Origin of the sequence: Paenibacillus sp. FSL H8-0260 (genome assembly GCF_045040625.1) — a bacterium.
Classification (GTDB): domain Bacteria; phylum Bacillota; class Bacilli; order Paenibacillales; family Paenibacillaceae; genus Paenibacillus_AQ; species Paenibacillus_AQ odorifer.
Genome location: NZ_CP150298.1, coordinates 6,079,141 through 6,095,786 on the forward strand (window position 1 = coordinate 6,079,141; position 16,646 = coordinate 6,095,786).

Consider the following 16,646-nt stretch of genomic DNA (forward strand, 5'->3'; position numbering starts at 1 on the left):
CTGTTCTTTTTCAAAAAGCATAGATAACTGAAGGGATGTAGCAGCCATGAGCATTTATCAATATTCAGCACGCAGTATTCGGGGAAAAGATATCGAGCTAGAGCAATACAAAGGTAAAGTGCTACTGATAGTGAATACAGCAAGTAAGTGCGGATTTACCCACCAATATTCAGATCTGCAAAAGCTTTATGAGCGGTACGAGGAACGCGGCCTCCAAATTCTCGGCTTTCCTTCCAATCAATTTGGAGAGCAAGAACCCGGCAGCAATGAAGAGGTTAATGTATTTTGCCAAATCAATTACGGGGTAACCTTCCCACTCTTTGAAAAGGTTGACGTAAAAGGCGAAGCTAAACACCCTCTTTTCACCTACCTAACAGAACAGGCTGGATTTGAAGGGTTCGACATCAACCATTCTTCAGGAAAGCTGCTGCAAAGCATGCTTGAAGACAAAGATCCAGAGGCTCTGAACAATGACGAAATCAAGTGGAACTTCACTAAATTCCTGATTGATCGCGAAGGCAATGTGGTCACTAGATTCGAATCTACGGTGGACCCGCTGGATATTGAACCAGCTATCGAAGCCCTGCTATAAGTTTCTAATATATGAAATATCCGCCCAGCTTTCGGGCGGATTTTTTGGGTTTAGGCATCTGCTTAATCATGTTCGGTACTGCTCGGTAAACACTTCAAAATAAGGAGTCGTGTCCCTCTCCGCCATCGAACCATTCGCACCAGGTCCCCAGCCGATTTCAGCACGCCAGCTTCCCAACACACCTGACTGAATCAGCGCCTCCTCATTTACACCGATCAGCTGATCCGCCTGTGGTGCCACGTATAAAGCATCTACAGGACAATAAGCTTCACACATGAAACAGGTCTGGCAATCTTCCTGACGGGCAATGACCGGAATCTTCCCCTGCATTTCGAATACGTTCGTCGGACATACTTTCGTACACAGCTTACAACCAACACAACGCTCCAAGCTGATTAATTCGATCATATCGCTTGCCCCTCCTTCAGCGCATTCAGTTCATGAGCATGGGGCACAGCCTCTGTACTGACGCTTATATGTTGAATACCGGATAAGATCAGCCGGTGAGTCTGGCGCGGATCAAGCTCCGGATATTCCGCTAGCTTTTGCAGTCCGCGGGTCTCTTTCCGGGCGAGTGCCGCGGTGTACATCCACCTGCCGACCGCGAGCATAGCCGCGGCTTCACGCGATTGCACGATGCCCTGAACGCTGGCAGGAGCCTGCCCGTTCAAATAGGGCATCAAGGCATTCAGCCGCTTCAAGGCTGAAGAAATGCCCGGCTCGCTGCGGAAATAATTGATCTGCAGCGGCAAGATTTCACGCTGGATTGCCGCGATTAGCGGCTTCACCTCCAGCGTTTCCGAGGCATCGGCGCCAGCCGCCAGCCCGTAGCGTCCCGCTGCGGTCAGCTTGCGGCTGTTCGCCTGTCCTCGGCAGGACAGCGCATGCTGCGCGGCTCCCTGCCCAGCCCAGCTTCCGCTGCACATGGCCCAGGAAGCGTTATAAGCCCCGCCGCCGGAGATGGCGCCGGTCACTTTCTCGCGAGATGCGGCATCTCCGGCCGCATAGAGTCCGGGCACGGTCGTCTGGCAATCCGTACCGCTCAAGCGCAGACCCCCAGTGCCGCGCATCGTGCCCTCATAGCGCAGGGTAAGCGGGAATTTCTGCTTAAACGCATCAATTCCCGCCCGCTCCAGCGGCATGAAGAAAATTGGATGCGCTTTGCGCAGAAAATCCTGTTTCTCCGCGGTGTCCGCCAGATCCAGCGAAGCGTAAACCGGACCCTTCAGCATCAGCTCAGGAATGCTGCCAAAGGTCCGATCCCCTCTATGCAACGGATGACCGTCCGCATCATAAAGGGTGGCCCAAGCCAGCATGCGGCCACGTGTTACGGTTCCGTCCGCAAAGCTTGGGGCGTATTGGCGGCTGAATTCCATACCCGAAAGATCAGCACCCACCTCTGCGGACATCAACAATCCTTCCCCTGTCAGCACGTTGCAACCAAGGCCTTTGCTGAGAAAAGCACAGCCGCCGGTAGCCATCACAACGGCATTAGCCTTCACTTCCCAGGACTCTCCTGTCAGGCGGTTGATCCCACGCGCTCCACCGACACCGTGTTCATCGTGAAGAAGTTCCAGCGCTGGTGACTGATCGAGGATTGTGACCCCTGCTTTGCGCACAACTTTTCGCATAATCCGCATATATTCTGGTCCATGGAGGTGAGTGCGCAGTGAGTTTCCTTCTCCATCCTTCGGAAAGGGATACCCCCACTGCTCCACTTGAGCCAGGTTCTGTTCGACCTGATCCAACACCCGGTGAATCCAAGCATTCTCCGACAAATATCCGCCGGCCTTAAGTCTGGCCTGCACTGCCTGCTCCCGCAGCTCGGCAATGGGAGGAATAACGAGCAACGTTGTTCCTCCCGGTGCAGTTGCGCCACTAGTGCCCAAGTAGCCCTTATCCGCCAGGACTACCTTTGCGCCTTGCGAGGCTGCACTCCATGCCGACCACGCCCCAGCAGGACCTCCGCCAAGCACGAGGACATCCACTGTCATTTCCTTCTTAAGCTGCGACATATTTTTTCCTCCTACACCATTAGCTGAGTTAGTTGAACTTAAAAATCACTAAAGGGAGAAGTGGCGGAGAGGCGGCCGAAAGTCCAAACATTCACCGCAGTCACTCAATTACCTTTACAGAAGAATCTTAAGTTCAATTAAAGCAACCTTTAAGCAACTTATTTCAGCTGCCAATCGCTAATATTGAAGTCTTTTTTCGCTAACTTCTCTTCGACGAGGAAGTTTTTGGTACCGTCCAGCAGCTTTGTTCCTTCATCAGTGAACGCAGTATCCTTGATATCACTAATCGGATTCACTTGCTTCGCCAGCTCAGGCGTTGTATCTCCGATTTCAGCCAGAAATTGATAATACTCATCTTCATGCTGCTTCAAGTCTGCCAAGGCTTTCTCTCTAGCTTCGTTCCATACCTTCGGAAAATCAGGGAATTTCGCCAGATAATCCTCAGACACAACTGTTGCGCTAGAACCAAGCAGGTTCGGGTGCTTCGAGGCATCATCCAAGTGAGTGTAACCTTGGTCAATCAGCTTCAGCGCAGGAACACCTAGATTTGTTGTAGCATCTACATCTCCACGGGCTAAAGCTGCAGTAGCATCAGGAATGAGCATATGCACGAGTTTGTAGTCGGTCACGCCTTCTTCCTGTAGTAATCCAACTACATATCGGTGCATGAAGGAGCCTTTTTGAATCGCGATAGTTTTACCTTGCAGATCTTTCACCGTCTTGGGCCCATCCTTCTTGCCGATCAAATAACCAATCGTGTTCGCGGAAGATTGTGAAATCAGACGGGTCTTGGCCCCAGAAGCGTAGGCAATAATAGCAGGTGTATCTCCAAGACTGCCGATATCCAGCCGACCACTAATCAAGGATTCTGTCTGATCCGGACCGTTTGGAAAGCCAGTAAGCTTTACTTCAGTAATGCCGTATTTCTTCAACTCTTCTTGAATAATCCCTTTATAAAAGCCCCAACCCTCTGCACCGCCGGGCACATTCAATTTGTTGGAACCGATAAACCCAAAGTTCAATACCGCTGGAACATTGCTCGTGCTCGTGGCCTCTTCTCCCGCCTTCTCCGTATTTGATCCCCCGGAGGCAGACGCTCCATTGCCGCCCGTATTATTTCCGCAAGCCTGAAGCACCAGCATGGCCATCATAATTGTAGTTAAAAGTGCAAACCGAATCTTCCTAGAACGTTTCCCTTGAATCTCTCTGTACGCTTGTTTCATTGTTTCTCCCCCTAGGTTTATGCTATTTATTTAAATCTTGATCCAGCTCAGAACCCTGCCCTCGATGCCAATTTATACATAAATTCATGGCTTGCTACCGGCTGCCTGCCCTTACCCCAGCCTACTTTTTCACGATAACCGCCAAGTAGTCCCTGCTCCTGAAGTTCCGCTTCTGTCACACCAATAATATTCTCAGAGTCTGGTGCAACGTAGAGAGCATCGACAGGACAATACAGCTCACACATAAAGCAAGTCTGGCAATCGCTCTGCCGGGCAATAACAGGAATGCCATCCTCTACCCGTTCGAAAACATTAGTCGGGCAGACAGATACACATTGGTTGCACTCTACACATCTGGCAGCGCTGATCACCTCAATCACGATAGAACACCCTCCTTAGCCACGGCTTCCGTCTTCACCCATACCTGATCTAATCCGCCACTGATCAAGCGGTGATGCTGGCCATGATCTGTAGCCTTGAAATCCTCACGCTTATGCATGCCTCTCGTCTCTGTACGAGCAAGTGCAGAATTGTACATCCAGCGGGCTGTTGCGGTCATGGCTTCGGCTTCCCGTGCCTTGACCCCTTCTGGCGTACGCTGAATTTCGCGGCTTCGTTGCTCTTTCCACAATCCATCCAGACGATCTAGTGCAGAAGTCAGCCCTTGTTCTGTCCGGAACAAATTGATGTCATACGGCTTCACCTCAGCCTGTACAGCAGACACATACTCTGCCGTTTGGGCCGCCACTCCCGGCTTCACTTCCTGATGCACCAGTGGTGATGATGATAAGCCGACTGGACTACGCTGCGCAGCGTGCGACCCCAGACTCTGTGCATAGACAGCAGCTCCTTCACCAGCAAAAGAACCTGAAGACATCGCCCACGCCGCATTATGGCTGCCACCGCCAGTAAAACCTCCGCAAATCAGCTCGCGGGTAGCCGCATCTCCTGCCGCGTAAAGTCCGGGAACACCTGTGCCGCAGCTTTCATCTGTAATATGGATGCCACCCGTCCCCCGAACCGTGCCTTCGAGCCGCAAAGTAACCGGAAACGCATCCTTGAACGGATCAATTCCCTGGCGGTCAAAAGGAAGGAAAAAGTTCGTCTGCGCCACCCGCAGCAGCGGTCTCAAATCCTCTGGTGCCCCATCCAGCTTGGCGTACACCTGATTACCTGCCAACAAATTCCGGGCAATTACAGAACGGCCCTTCTTGGAACCGGCTCCCTCCACAACGCTTCCATCCTCATAATAAAAGCTGGCATAGCTGTAATACGCCGTCTTGGTCACCGAAGAGAACGTAGGGCAGATCGCATAGGCATTAGAGAATTCCATGCCGGACAGATTCGCCCCAGCCTCAGCAGCAAAGAGATAGCCATCTCCGGTCAACACGTTGCAGCCAAGTGCCTTGCTTAGGAAGGCGCACCCTCCGGTAGCAATGACGACTGCTCCTGCCTGAACAGTCCAGGTTTCTCCACTCTGGGTATGAACTCCAGCCGCTCCAGCTACGCCATGCTCATCTGCCAGGAGTTCCAAGGCTGGGCTGTGATCTAGAATTTTAACGCCTGCCTTTTTCACCAGCCTACGCATTAATTTCATATATTCCGGTCCTTGCAGACTTCTTCGGAATTGATTGCCCTGCTCATCTACAGGGAATGGATAACCGGAAACACCCAGCTTGTTCATATTGGCATAGGTTTGATCCAGCACCCGGTCCATCCAGCGAGATTCAGCCAGCTGCCCGCCAAGCGCATAACGACTTGCTTTTGCCTCTTTCCGGAGCTTCTCATCCGGCTTCACATACCAGACTCCCGTTCCCGACGGTGCCGTTGCCCCACTTGAACCGCAGTACCCTTTATCTGCAAGGATTACTTTGGCCCCCTTCGCTGATGCAGTAAGGGCTGCCCACGTTCCTGCCGGACCTCCTCCGATAACGAGCACGTCTGCCACCAAATTCACCGATCCTTTTTTCACCGATCCACTCATATGTTTAAGACCTCCTCAGTTTGTTTAGCCTTCGTAACTATCGCGCCAGAACAGGAACTTTCGTTCAATAATCCGGAACAAGGAATCGATCAGCTTACCGACAATTGCGAAAATAATAATGCCTACGAATACAACATCCGTATTAGAGTTCTGCTTCGCCTCATTGATAAGAAAACCAATACCTGACTGTGATCCAATAAGCTCTGCTACAACCAAACCAATCCAAGCTACAGCCAGCGACAATCTTAGCCCTAACAAAATTCCGGGCAGCGCCGCCGGGAGTATAAGCCTGCGCAGCTTCTGATATGGACTGAATCCCAATACACGAGCTACTTCGAACAATTTATTGTCCACATTGCGGATGCCCATAAATGTATTAATATAGAGCGGAAAAAATGAGCCTGTCATAATGATCACAACTTTTGACATCTCTCCAAACCCGAACCAGAGAATAATGAGCGGCGCTATAGCTAAATGGGGAACAAGCCTAAGCACTTGTACGCTAGGATCGAGCACATATTCTACACTGCGAAACAAGCCAGTCAGTACGCCGAATAGAAGACCCAACACACCTCCAATAAGAAATCCGATGCCCGCCCTACCCATGCTGACGCCCAGATGATGAGTTAACTCTCCAGTAACCAACAAGTCGGTAAAAGCTCTTGCAATCGAAAGCGGAGTCGGCAAAAAGGTTGCTGAGACCAGCCCCGTACTCCCTGCCAGCTGCCAAAGGACTAACGTCACCACCGGGATAATTGCACCTATTCCCCAATCAGAGAGCAGGGGTTTCCATGCAACTTGTATTGCGGGTTTCTTCGGTGTCTTCTTGGATAAAGGAGCTGTGCCGCCGCTATCCAGCGTTTCTCTGGCTCTTTTAGTATTTTTGATAATAGCTTCTACTCCATCGCTCATGGTGCATCCCCCTTTTGTTTAATGAGCGTTCAAGGTTATCCGCGATAACTGTCTTGCCATCTCAACAACCGTCGTTCAATGTAACGAACAATGGAATCACTCAACAATCCAGCTACGGCAAAAATAATAATCCCCACGAACACCACTGGTGTGTCCGCAAATTGACGCGCATCGGACATCATGTACCCAATGCCTGAGGTAGATGCAATAAGCTCTGCCACTACTAACCCCAGCCAAGAAAGCCCTAGAGAGAGACGCACTCCGAGAATAATGTTCGGCAGCGCTGCTGGAAGTACTAACCTGCCAATCTGCTTCAACCGGCTGAAGCCAAGTACCCGGGAAACTTCGAACAGCTTGTTATCCACGCCGCGAATTCCCATGAACGTATTAATATAAAGCGGGAAAAAAGCTCCCTTGGCAATCAATAGCACCTTCGACTCCTCACCGATCCCGAACCATAAAATGAACAGCGGTACTACCGCCAGACTGGGAATCATGCGGATCATTTGCAGGGAGGGATCTAACAGCTTCTCCGATCTGCGGAACAGACCTACGAGAAGTCCTAACAGCAGCCCCAGTCCACCACCTAGCAGGAATCCAGAAAAGGCTCTGACCAAGCTGATCCTAAAGTTCGGCCACAAATCGCCTGAAGCCGCTAAAGTTACAAAAGATTCCGCAATCGTATACGGCGTAGGGAACAGCATCTCCGAGATCATTCCATAATGCCCGAGCGTCTGCCACAGAATTAGCACACTGCCCGGCAGCAAAAGACCAAGTCCTAGTGTTGCCGCCTTTCCGGGTCTTCCGGAAGTTCTTATGGCTACAGCCCGATTTGTCATACTTTGTACCCACCTTTTTCCAGATTTACAATCACTTTAAATAAACAGAAAGAGACCCTCGAATGTAATGCCTTCGAAAGTCTCCATGGGTATGGTCGACCTATTTTATATTCCGGCTCCGTCTGTAAGCTCTAGCTCATCTACCTTTTCAAAATAATTCAACACCTTCAAACGCAGCTCTTGAAAGGAGGTCGTTGTTTTTTTCCGTGGATACGGTAAATCTATCGGTACAATTTTACGTATTTTCCCGGGACGCGGCTCTAGAATCACTACCCGATTCCCCAAGAACACAGCCTCATCAATATCATGTGTCACAAAAATCATGGTTGTTTGGTTAGCCCGCCAAATGTCCAGCAATACCGTCTGCATATGAGCCCGAGTGAATGCATCCAGTGCACCAAACGGTTCGTCCAGCAGCAGTATTTTCGGATTGCGCAGAAGTGCACGAGCTATTGCCACCCGCTGGGCCATCCCTCCCGACAACTCGCGGGGATAAGATTTCTCAAATCCATTTAACTTCACCAGATCAATCAATTCATCGACCTTCCGCCTAACCTCCTTGTTCCCTAGCGGTAAATCAGAGGCAATATTCTTCTCAACGGTAAGCCAGGGAAAGAGGCGATGCTCCTGAAAAATAAAACCCTTATCGATCCCAGGACCCCCAATCTCCGCCCCTTCCAGGGTGACACTGCCAGTGTACCCGCTATCCAGACCGGCTACGATGCGTAATAGTGTGCTTTTTCCACAGCCGCTGGGGCCGATGACTGTAATAAATTCGCCCTCCTGTACATGGAGATCTACATTATGGAGTGCTTGAACATGACCACCGGCAGACTCAAAACGTTTATTTAGGTTCGAAATAGACAGCAACGCTTCTCCCACCTTGACCCCTCCTTTAATCTGTATGGACAAAAAAACAGAGGCATTGCGTTTTTACATTCGCAATACCTCTGTAGGAACAGTCGGCAATCATTATTCAAAGTAAATCAATTGGAATTATAATATTTAAAATATCATCGATTTTATAAGCTGTCAACAAAAAACAAGCCCTTTTATGGAACAGAAGTGGAGTTATTTCTAGTTCATAAGTTTGAAAAGCAATGAATTTAATCACTTTTAGTAGGATGAAAGTATTAAAAAACTTTGCTTTTGCGTCGATATAATGAAGTAAGCTTATGACAAATTGGTTCTAAGGAAGGGGCTTTTGCTTGAAAAGCATATCATTAAAATGGGGAGCAACACTTGTTGCCCTTAACACCTTGTTCGGTGGTACTCTCTATGCATCTGCAGCTGAAATCACTCCACCGTTCTCCGATTTAACCGAAATACAACAGACGAAAAGTGCCGCAATCCTTGAGGCTTCTCGTCTAGGATTGCTTAAAGGCGATCCCAATGGACAATTCAGACCCACTGCGACTATGACTCGCCAAGAGCTGGCAGCCATTTTAGCGAAGACCTTAAAGCTAGATTCCCCAGTGAATTCCGCTTCTTCCTTTAGAGACGTATCTGATTCCAGTTGGAGTGTCTCCGCTATTGAGGCTGTTAAAAAGGCAGGATTTATGGAGGGTGATCTTACAGGTAATTTTAATCCATCCAGACCTGTAACTAGAGAAGAGCTTGCAGTTATATTTGTACGTGCCATCCGCGGAACTGGAGCACAAGGCGGACAAGCCAACAAGGTTAATGACGAATCCACAATCAGCAATTGGGCAAAAGAGTATACTGATGTCGCACTACGTCTTAAACTTATAGACTCTCCCGAAGATATGTTCAGCCCCAAAGGTACTGTTCAGCGGCAGGATATGGCTTCTTTTCTGCTGAATATTTTTAAAGAAGAACAACAAACTGCAACGATCGACAATATAGATGGAGATTTCGTAACGATCAATGGCACGCCTTACCTCATTGAAGGTACACTCAAAGAATTAATGGGTGATAGCAACCATGATGCTTTAAGAGGAGCTGTCCTTAAGTTCAATTCCTTGAATCGTCATGTAGATGGTTTGCAAGAGCTTGAAATTGTACAAAAAGGGGTTCAACTAAATACCGCCGGCTTACCCTCCGGTTCTTTGCTCAATATTTCTGGAAATGATGTTGTTATTAAAGGCAATGTTACCGGTGATTTGAAGATTAAAAATGGCGTTTCGAGTATAACTTTTCAGGGCCAAGTTGGGCAGATCATTGTGGATTCTATAACTCCAGTTACTATTCATGGCAGCGGTTCCCTGCAAACCTTAAAAATAGTTGAAGGCGGCGCTAAGATCACCATCGATCCCTCCTTGTCTATTCAAAATCTGCAGTTGCCTGGCAACAGTCTGCCTTCACATTTCATAACAAATTACACAGCCATTCAAAATAATATCCAAAAGGTTCAAAATGCATCTGGAGCCGTTGCTCCTGTGTATACTTCGTCCACGTCTGCTAACGCCGTGAGCGATCCGACTCCGACGCCTACTCCCGTTGCGACTCCTGAGCCTACTCCGGTCGCGACTCCGATTCCTACTCCAGTGGCGACTCCTAGCCCTACTCCGGTGACGACTCCGAGCCCTACTCCCGTAGCGACTCCTAGTCCTACTCCGGTCGCGACTCCTGAGCCTACTCCCGTAGTGACTCCTAGTCCTACTCCGGTGGCGACTCCTAGTCCTACTCCGGTGACGACTCCTGAGCCTACTCCGGTGATGACTCCTGAGCCTACTCCGGTGATGACTCCTGAGCCTACTCCGGCGCCGACTCCTAGTCCTACTCCGGTGACGACTCCTGAGCCTACTCCGGTGACGACTCCTGAGCCTACTCCTGAGCCTACTCCGGTCGCGACTCCTAGCCCTACTCCGGTGGCGACTCCTGAGCCTACTCCGGCGACGACTCCTGAGCCTACTCCGGCGACGACTCCTGAGCCTACTCCGGTCGCGACTCCTAGTCCTACTCCGGTGAACCATGCACCAGTCGTGCAAAATAATATTGATCCAATATCTGCTCTGATCACAAGTGGTGTCCAAAACGTCGACATCAGTAATGTGTTCATTGATCCGGACGGCGACCCGCTTACATTCGCAGCTGCATCCTCTAACGCTAGCGTTGCCACTGTATCTGTAAATGGGAATCATCTCAACCTTTTGCCGGTCGATTCAGGCACAGCCATGATTACAATAACAGCAATGGACGGCCAAGGTGGCGTTAACACTGCTACTTTTGCATTCACTGTAACGTCTAATCAGCCACCCATTGCGATATCTGGAATCACTACTCAACTCTTAACACCAGGTATCACTGCACCACGTACATTTGATCTGGCCCAGCTTTTTCAAGATCCCGACAATGACATGCTTACTTATTCAGCTTCTATAGATAACGTAAATGCTGGTACACTTAGCCTTAATGGCAACACTCTGACGGTAACTCCGGCAGCTAATAGTTCAGCTAGTGGTTTAGTGACCCTCACAGCAACGGATGATAAAGGAGGTTCAGCTACCTCAACTTTCACCTTGATTACAGCCCAGCTTGTAAACAACGGCTTTGTGCCAATAACCACCAAGCAAGGTGTATCCAATATTTCCTTCGATATTTCCAAGCTGATTCCTAATCAGAGTCAATTTAAAGTGTATACAGAAAGCAGCACAGGTTCATTGAGCGGACCTGCAACTCTGAATGGAGCTATATGGAATGGTCCTACAAGTCCAGGAACGGTATGGATAGTAGGTTCTGATGGCAAAGCGGTTGTATTATCTATAAGCGTGGCTTCACAGGGTACCTCTGAGCTATTCTTCTCAGAGTATCTGGACGGCGGTGACGGCAGAATCGCAGTTGAGCTGTACTATAAAGGAAATGGTAATCCCGCAGGAAAAGCAGAAGGTTACACCCTTGAAGTTCACCAATTTATGAAAGCCACCCAAACCAAACAGGTTTATTCCCGGCCATTATTTCCTGTACCTGTAGCAATGCCGTATATGTTTATAGATTCTACTTTTGGGGACGCATTTGATTTAATGAATATCTCCTATTACAATGATGAGCTGAGTCTATATAATCCAAAAACATATAATATTACAGCATTAGTACTGAAGAAAAACGGCCAAATCGTAGATGTTATCGGTGACCCTACCTCTACTCAGCAATTCCTCTCCACAGGTGGAACTATTGTCCGTAAATCTGGTATATACACTGGATCACAGCAGTATTCACTTGAGGGCGAGTGGAATCAATATCCCAAAGGAACTTACCAGTATTTTGGAAGCCATACTCCTTAAGCAGCCCTTTCTAATGTAAAAAACAAGCAGGCAGTGAGCCTCCAGATATTGGAGAAACACTGCCTGCTTGTTTATCTGCATTGCGTAGGGTTAAGTCGACTTTGGGTAAACCTCGGAATAACTCCTCCGGACCCCCCGTATATTTTAATTACCGAATCTAAACCCAATCTTTGATTTAGTTGCATTCTGTACACTTATTTCGTATAAAAAAGGGGTTGTCCTGAATATAACTGTATTCTATACAATTAAAATCCAGAAAAATCACCTTTAGCTGAGGAAATCATGAAAATAAGTGTACTGAATACAGCTATTTTTTGGGGACAATTTATTCGATGAGTTATAACTGTACAAAATACACTTATATGCTCCCACCGTCACTCCAACCTATGTCTACCGCTTCAAAATCTGCATTTTGCCTCCACTTGTTACTTATACTTCTGCATCTACTCCCTCTACTCCCACTACTTCCTCTATTTCCACCACTTCCACTACTTCCACCACTTCCACCACTTCCACCACTTCCACTACTTCCACCACTTCCACTACTTCCTCTACTTCCTCTACTTCCTCTACTCCTTCTACTTCCTCCACAACTTCTACCGTTTCAAAATATCACTTCAAGCATATCGCTCCCCCGGCTCTTAGCAACGCTGCTTACATCAGATATCTTAAATATAAATACACGCTGGAGATCACAATGGATAACAGCATTAAAGGAAATCCGACCTTCAAATACTTCATGAATGTAATCGGGTACCCCTCTTTTCCTGCCAAACCCGCTACGATCAAATTAGCACTCGCACCAATCAATGTGCCATTCCCACCCAGACAAGCGCCTAAGGCCAAACTCCACCATAACGGCTCCAAATTGCTGATCCCCATATTGCCCATCTCCTGAATCAGCGGGATCATAGTTGCTACAAAAGGGATGTTATCCAGAAATGCCGAGGTAATGGCGCTGACCCATAAAATCATCATTGAGCTCATCAGCACATCACCATTCGTTATTTCAATCGCTTTTGCTGCCAGCTCTGCAATCACACCTGTCTCTACAAGCCCTGACACCAACACGAACAGTCCGATAAAAAAGAAGATCGTAATCCATTCCACGCTGTGAAAAGCTTTTTCCAGCATATGTTCCCCTCCGGTCAGCAGCAGCAGTAAAAATGCACCAGCCAGCGCAACCGTAGCGGACTCCAAATGTAACGCCTGATGTAAAAAGAACCCGGCAATCGTAATTGCCAGTACGATCAAACATTTTCGCAGCAGCTTATGATCCGTAATCATAACCTTCTCATCCATGTCCATGATGCTCTGCTGCAGTTCAGGTGTAGTTTTAATTTGTTTACCGAACATCAATAACAGCAGCGGGATATACGCCAAAACAATGATGATAATCACGGGTGTCAGATTGCTAATAAAAGCCATGAAGGTCAGCTCCTTAACCGCACTGCCAATCATGATATTAGGCGGGTCTCCGATCAAGGTTGCCGTTCCCCCTACATTAGATGCGATAATTTGTGACATCAAAAAAGGCAGCGGGTGTATGCGCAGTTGTCTTGTAATACTGAAGGTGACTGGCACCATAAGCAGCACTGTCGTCACATTATCCAAAAAGGCCGAAGCCACTGCGGTAATCACAAACAAAGCAATCAGTATTCTCTTCGGCTTCCCCTTCGCCAACTTAGCTGATTTCACAGCTGCGTATTTAAAGAGACCCGTCTCAGCGGTAATCCCTACAATCATCATCATCCCTACAAGCAATCCTATAGTATTAAAATCGATGTGCTGTAGTGCCGTCTCCTGATCCACAATGCCCATCGCTATCATGACGATAGCTCCTAACATCGCCAGAATGGTACGGTGAATCTTTTCGGAAATAATAAGTCCATAAATCAGCAGAAAAATACCTATCGCCCAAACCGCTTGCTGTTCCATAATATCCCTCGGTCCTTCTATGTAATTTCGTTAACTTACAGTCTACTCATCCTATAACCTTATTATCATAAAATAGATTTGTATTTTTCGCACTGGGATTGTGGAATCATTCCACTAAAAAACGACTCTGCCGGATGTTTATCGGAGAGCCGTTGTGGATTCGATTATTTCATTTTCAGAGCCTGAGGCTCCTTGAAAGCAGTTAACTTCCCTTTACTCTGCACAATAATCATCCCATCCTCCAGCAAGGTTGGGCCGAATACTCTACCAGATGTTTTGAGCTGCACGATCGGTTTGGCGGTAATTAGATCAATAGCAACCAATTTCCCATCGGTCTGGGCAACATACATGCCATGTCCGAGCAGATCGAAGCGGGCAATCGGATTGCTGATTCCTCCGTACTGGAACACAGATTTATTAGATATTTTAACACCATAGATGCTCTGTTCGTTACTAAAAAGAATTCTTCCATCATAAGGACCCGCCGCGTAGGATAACTTAGCTCCGATGGATTCATACGAATAATTATCTCGTGTTACGGCAGCTGGATCAACATTTACTGGGTAGCCATAGACTCCTTTTTGTCCCCCAATATATATCCTGTCCCCAATGATCCAGGCTCTGCCTCCGCTAGTCATATATTCTTCTTCTGGTTTCGGATGATTAGGATCTATATGAGTGGGGTTATACTCTACAGCCTTTACAAGCTTACCTGTCTTCACATCCAAATGATCGAGTGTCGTCAAAGGAAGAGGGTCTACCAATGTAGCTTCCCGTTGTGAGATAAGCGTAGTCCCATCTGCTGCAATCGGAAGACTATGATTATCACTACTCCAAAGCTCTTTACCTGTTGTTCGATCAAACGCATGTAAAATGTCATACGTATATGCTCCGGATTCTGAGTTTTGAGCTAGCACCAGATTCCCCTCAACCATAAATGGTTCAAACAGCATTTCGCTGAAATTATCGCGCCACTGCAACTTGCCATCTTTCAGATTGTAGGCTTGAATATCGCCATTAGCAGCAAATAGCTGCTCTTTATCAATTACCAATTTACTAACACCTTTACTGGTCGCCGATGAGCTCCATTTATTTTTGCCCGTAGCCGCGTTAACTGCATAGATCGTACCTGCCTCCGAAGTGACGTAAGCCACGCCATCCTGATAGAGCAGCGGCGTTTTTAATTTGGAGCCGTATTTCCACATTACTTTTCCAGTCTGGACGTTAATCGCTAAAAGCTGACCCTTTTGAAGGATAAAAGCTTTGCCCGCGCCAACTGCAACAACACCCTTACCCATGATATAATCCGACGGTACATCTTTCAAAGCTGGCAAATCCATTGTTGTTGACCATTCAACCTTCGCAGCAGGCAGGTTTGCATAGTAATCATCACCATTCGAGCCTATAAAAGAGGTGTGTGGATCAACCGCAGCTGCTTGTACCGGATTTACCATAAGCAATACCCCTAAACCAATAACTGCAGTACGAAGATAAGATTTCAATATTGTTCCTCTCACCACCAAACTCCTCCTCGTATAAGTAACTGCCTCATTTGGATAGCTTCTTAAAATCAAATATAATAATATTGGACGAGCAGGACATAATCCTTATGGATTATTATTCCATTTTGTCAAAAACAATAGAAGAAATCAAAACATTTACTCACAAACTTACATTTTGTAAGTCATTGTGTTATAATAATCACATTCCTCCATACACGGACAGGCTTTAGCAAATATATGAATAACAAGGGGTTTGTGAGCATGAGTAACGAAGCAACCGCAGCACCAGCATCCGATTTTGAATTTGGTATCTATACCTTAGGAGACATCGTAGCGGATTGTCATACAGGGAAAAAGATCAGTCCAAAACAACGTCTCGACGAAGTTGTAGCTGCAGCTAAGCTGGCAGATGAGGCGGGACTTGATGTATTTGGTGTAGGTGAGCATCACCGTCTTGATTTTGTAATTTCTTCGGTGCCAGTGGTGCTGGCTGCCATTTCTCAGGTTACTAACAGAATTAAACTAACGAGCGCAACAACCGTATTAAGTACCATTGATCCTGTACGGGTGTTCGAGGATTTCGCCACACTTGATTTGCTGTCGAATGGACGTGCAGAGATTATTGCGGGGCGTGGTGCTTTTGTGGAGTCTTTTCCGCTCTTCGGGTATGAGCTTGAAGATTATCACCGTCTATTCTCCGAGAACATCAATTTACTCTTGGAGCTTAACAAACATGAAGTTATGAACTGGGAGGGCTCCTTCCGTTCATCTCTGAAGGATTCGGAGATTGCTCCACGTCCATTGCAAGAGAATCTTCCGCTCTGGATTGGTGTAGGCGGTTCTCCAGAAAGCGCGGAGAAGGCCGGGATGCTCGGGACCGGAATGGCTATCGCCATCCTAAGCGGCAGTCCAGAGCCTTTTCAAGAGCTTGCCGCAACCTATCGGCGTGCCGGAATTCAAGCAGGACATCCACCTGAGGATCTAAAGATTGCGATCACTAGCCACGGCTACATTGCTGAAACCTCACAGCAGGCTTTGGATGAATATTACTCTTACTACTATAGTTACCGTAACTCTATCAGTCCAAAACCGGGTCAAGAGTACAAGGTGTCTCGTGAGGACTTTGGGCAATATGTATCTGCTGATAACACGATGGCTGTGGGCAGCCCGCAGCAAATTATCGAAAAAATTCTCTATCAGCATGAGCTGTTCGGTCATAGCCGCTTTATGACTCAGCTCGATATCGGCGGCCTTCCTTACGCTAAGGTAGCCAAAGCCATTGAACTTTTGGCAACAGAGGTTGCACCTGTCGTACGGCGTGAGATCGCCAAGAAGAACAGCCGTTAGAATGGAATACCAAAAAGGGGCCCTCAAGCCAACGGCTGAGGCCCCCTTTT

The 16,646-nt window shown here is 47.7% G+C and carries 14 protein-coding genes; 3 read left to right on the forward strand and 11 right to left on the reverse strand.

Annotation, left to right across the window (positions count from 1 at the left end; all coding sequences use genetic code 11):
• Positions 1 to 46: 46 nt before the first annotated feature.
• Positions 47 to 592: a glutathione peroxidase gene (locus MHI51_RS26950; RefSeq protein ID WP_038573366.1), complete on the forward strand. Its 546-nt coding sequence runs from the start codon at positions 47 to 49 to the stop codon at positions 590 to 592.
• 66 nt (positions 593 to 658) lie between these two features.
• Here the strand turns inward: MHI51_RS26950 and MHI51_RS26955 are convergent, their stop codons facing one another.
• The 8 genes from MHI51_RS26955 to MHI51_RS26990 form a co-directional block, all read right to left on the reverse strand.
• On the reverse strand, positions 659 to 1,000 hold the full coding sequence (locus tag MHI51_RS26955; RefSeq protein ID WP_076099941.1) for a 4Fe-4S binding protein: 342 nt from the start codon (positions 998 to 1,000) through the stop codon (positions 659 to 661).
• Positions 997 to 2,607, reverse strand: a complete 1,611-nt coding sequence (locus MHI51_RS26960; protein ID WP_076185452.1) for an FAD-binding protein — start codon at positions 2,605 to 2,607, stop codon at positions 997 to 999. Before MHI51_RS26960 ends, MHI51_RS26955 begins: the two co-directional genes overlap by 4 nt.
• Positions 2,608 to 2,765: 158 nt before the next feature.
• Positions 2,766 to 3,830: an ABC transporter substrate-binding protein gene (locus MHI51_RS26965; protein WP_076277137.1), complete on the reverse strand. Its 1,065-nt coding sequence runs from the start codon at positions 3,828 to 3,830 to the stop codon at positions 2,766 to 2,768.
• A 47-nt stretch (positions 3,831 to 3,877) separates the two neighbouring features.
• Positions 3,878 to 4,210: a ferredoxin family protein gene (locus tag MHI51_RS26970; protein ID WP_076128750.1), complete on the reverse strand. Its 333-nt coding sequence runs from the start codon at positions 4,208 to 4,210 to the stop codon at positions 3,878 to 3,880.
• Entirely contained in the window at positions 4,207 to 5,814 is a 1,608-nt protein-coding gene (locus MHI51_RS26975; RefSeq protein WP_076128751.1) for an FAD-dependent oxidoreductase, read from the reverse strand. Before MHI51_RS26975 ends, MHI51_RS26970 begins: the two co-directional genes overlap by 4 nt.
• 24 nt (positions 5,815 to 5,838) lie before the next feature.
• Entirely contained in the window at positions 5,839 to 6,726 is an 888-nt protein-coding gene (locus MHI51_RS26980; RefSeq protein ID WP_405173388.1) for an ABC transporter permease, read from the reverse strand.
• A gap of 35 nt (positions 6,727 to 6,761) precedes the next feature.
• Positions 6,762 to 7,565 carry an ABC transporter permease gene (locus MHI51_RS26985; protein ID WP_076185456.1) on the reverse strand — a complete coding sequence of 268 codons (804 nt, stop codon included), beginning with the start codon at positions 7,563 to 7,565 and terminating at the stop codon, positions 6,762 to 6,764.
• 105 nt (positions 7,566 to 7,670) lie between these two features.
• Complete coding sequence (locus MHI51_RS26990; protein WP_036680296.1) at positions 7,671 to 8,447, reverse strand: ABC transporter ATP-binding protein; 777 nt, start codon at positions 8,445 to 8,447, stop codon at positions 7,671 to 7,673.
• A 326-nt stretch (positions 8,448 to 8,773) separates the two neighbouring features.
• On the opposite strand from MHI51_RS26990, the gene MHI51_RS26995 reads away from it, so the two are divergent.
• Positions 8,774 to 11,809, forward strand: a complete 3,036-nt coding sequence (locus MHI51_RS26995) for an S-layer homology domain-containing protein (protein WP_405173389.1) — start codon at positions 8,774 to 8,776, stop codon at positions 11,807 to 11,809.
• 429 nt (positions 11,810 to 12,238) lie between these two features.
• Here the strand turns inward: MHI51_RS26995 and MHI51_RS27000 are convergent, their stop codons facing one another.
• The 3 genes from MHI51_RS27000 to MHI51_RS27010 form a co-directional block, all read right to left on the reverse strand.
• A complete protein-coding gene (locus tag MHI51_RS27000; protein ID WP_179087514.1) occupies positions 12,239 to 12,400 on the reverse strand; it encodes a hypothetical protein in 162 nt (53 codons plus the stop codon).
• Positions 12,401 to 12,463: 63 nt separating this feature from the next.
• Positions 12,464 to 13,747, reverse strand: a complete 1,284-nt coding sequence (locus MHI51_RS27005) for an SLC13 family permease (protein ID WP_036680299.1) — start codon at positions 13,745 to 13,747, stop codon at positions 12,464 to 12,466.
• 164 nt (positions 13,748 to 13,911) lie between these two features.
• Entirely contained in the window at positions 13,912 to 15,264 is a 1,353-nt protein-coding gene (locus MHI51_RS27010) for a PQQ-binding-like beta-propeller repeat protein (protein ID WP_076219336.1), read from the reverse strand.
• A 246-nt stretch (positions 15,265 to 15,510) separates the two neighbouring features.
• Between MHI51_RS27010 and MHI51_RS27015 the strand changes: the two genes are divergently transcribed.
• Positions 15,511 to 16,596, forward strand: a complete 1,086-nt coding sequence (locus MHI51_RS27015) for an LLM class flavin-dependent oxidoreductase (protein WP_340392899.1) — start codon at positions 15,511 to 15,513, stop codon at positions 16,594 to 16,596.
• Positions 16,597 to 16,646 lie beyond the last annotated feature (50 nt).

What these genes read in the sequence shown, in the direction of transcription:
- MHI51_RS26985 (WP_076185456.1), bottom strand. Translation starts at nt 7,565, where the DNA reads ATGACAAATCGGGCTGTAGCCATAAGAACTTCCGGAAGACCCGGAAAG.
- MHI51_RS27015 (WP_340392899.1), top strand. Translation starts at nt 15,511, where the DNA reads ATGAGTAACGAAGCAACCGCAGCACCAGCATCCGATTTTGAATTTGGT.
- MHI51_RS26965 (WP_076277137.1), bottom strand. Translation starts at nt 3,830, where the DNA reads ATGAAACAAGCGTACAGAGAGATTCAAGGGAAACGTTCTAGGAAGATT.
- MHI51_RS26955 (WP_076099941.1), bottom strand. Translation starts at nt 1,000, where the DNA reads ATGATCGAATTAATCAGCTTGGAGCGTTGTGTTGGTTGTAAGCTGTGT.
- MHI51_RS27005 (WP_036680299.1), bottom strand. Translation starts at nt 13,747, where the DNA reads ATGGAACAGCAAGCGGTTTGGGCGATAGGTATTTTTCTGCTGATTTAT.
- MHI51_RS26975 (WP_076128751.1), bottom strand. Translation starts at nt 5,814, where the DNA reads ATGAGTGGATCGGTGAAAAAAGGATCGGTGAATTTGGTGGCAGACGTG.
- MHI51_RS26960 (WP_076185452.1), bottom strand. Translation starts at nt 2,607, where the DNA reads ATGTCGCAGCTTAAGAAGGAAATGACAGTGGATGTCCTCGTGCTTGGC.
- MHI51_RS26950 (WP_038573366.1), top strand. Translation starts at nt 47, where the DNA reads ATGAGCATTTATCAATATTCAGCACGCAGTATTCGGGGAAAAGATATC.
- MHI51_RS26980 (WP_405173388.1), bottom strand. Translation starts at nt 6,726, where the DNA reads ATGAGCGATGGAGTAGAAGCTATTATCAAAAATACTAAAAGAGCCAGA.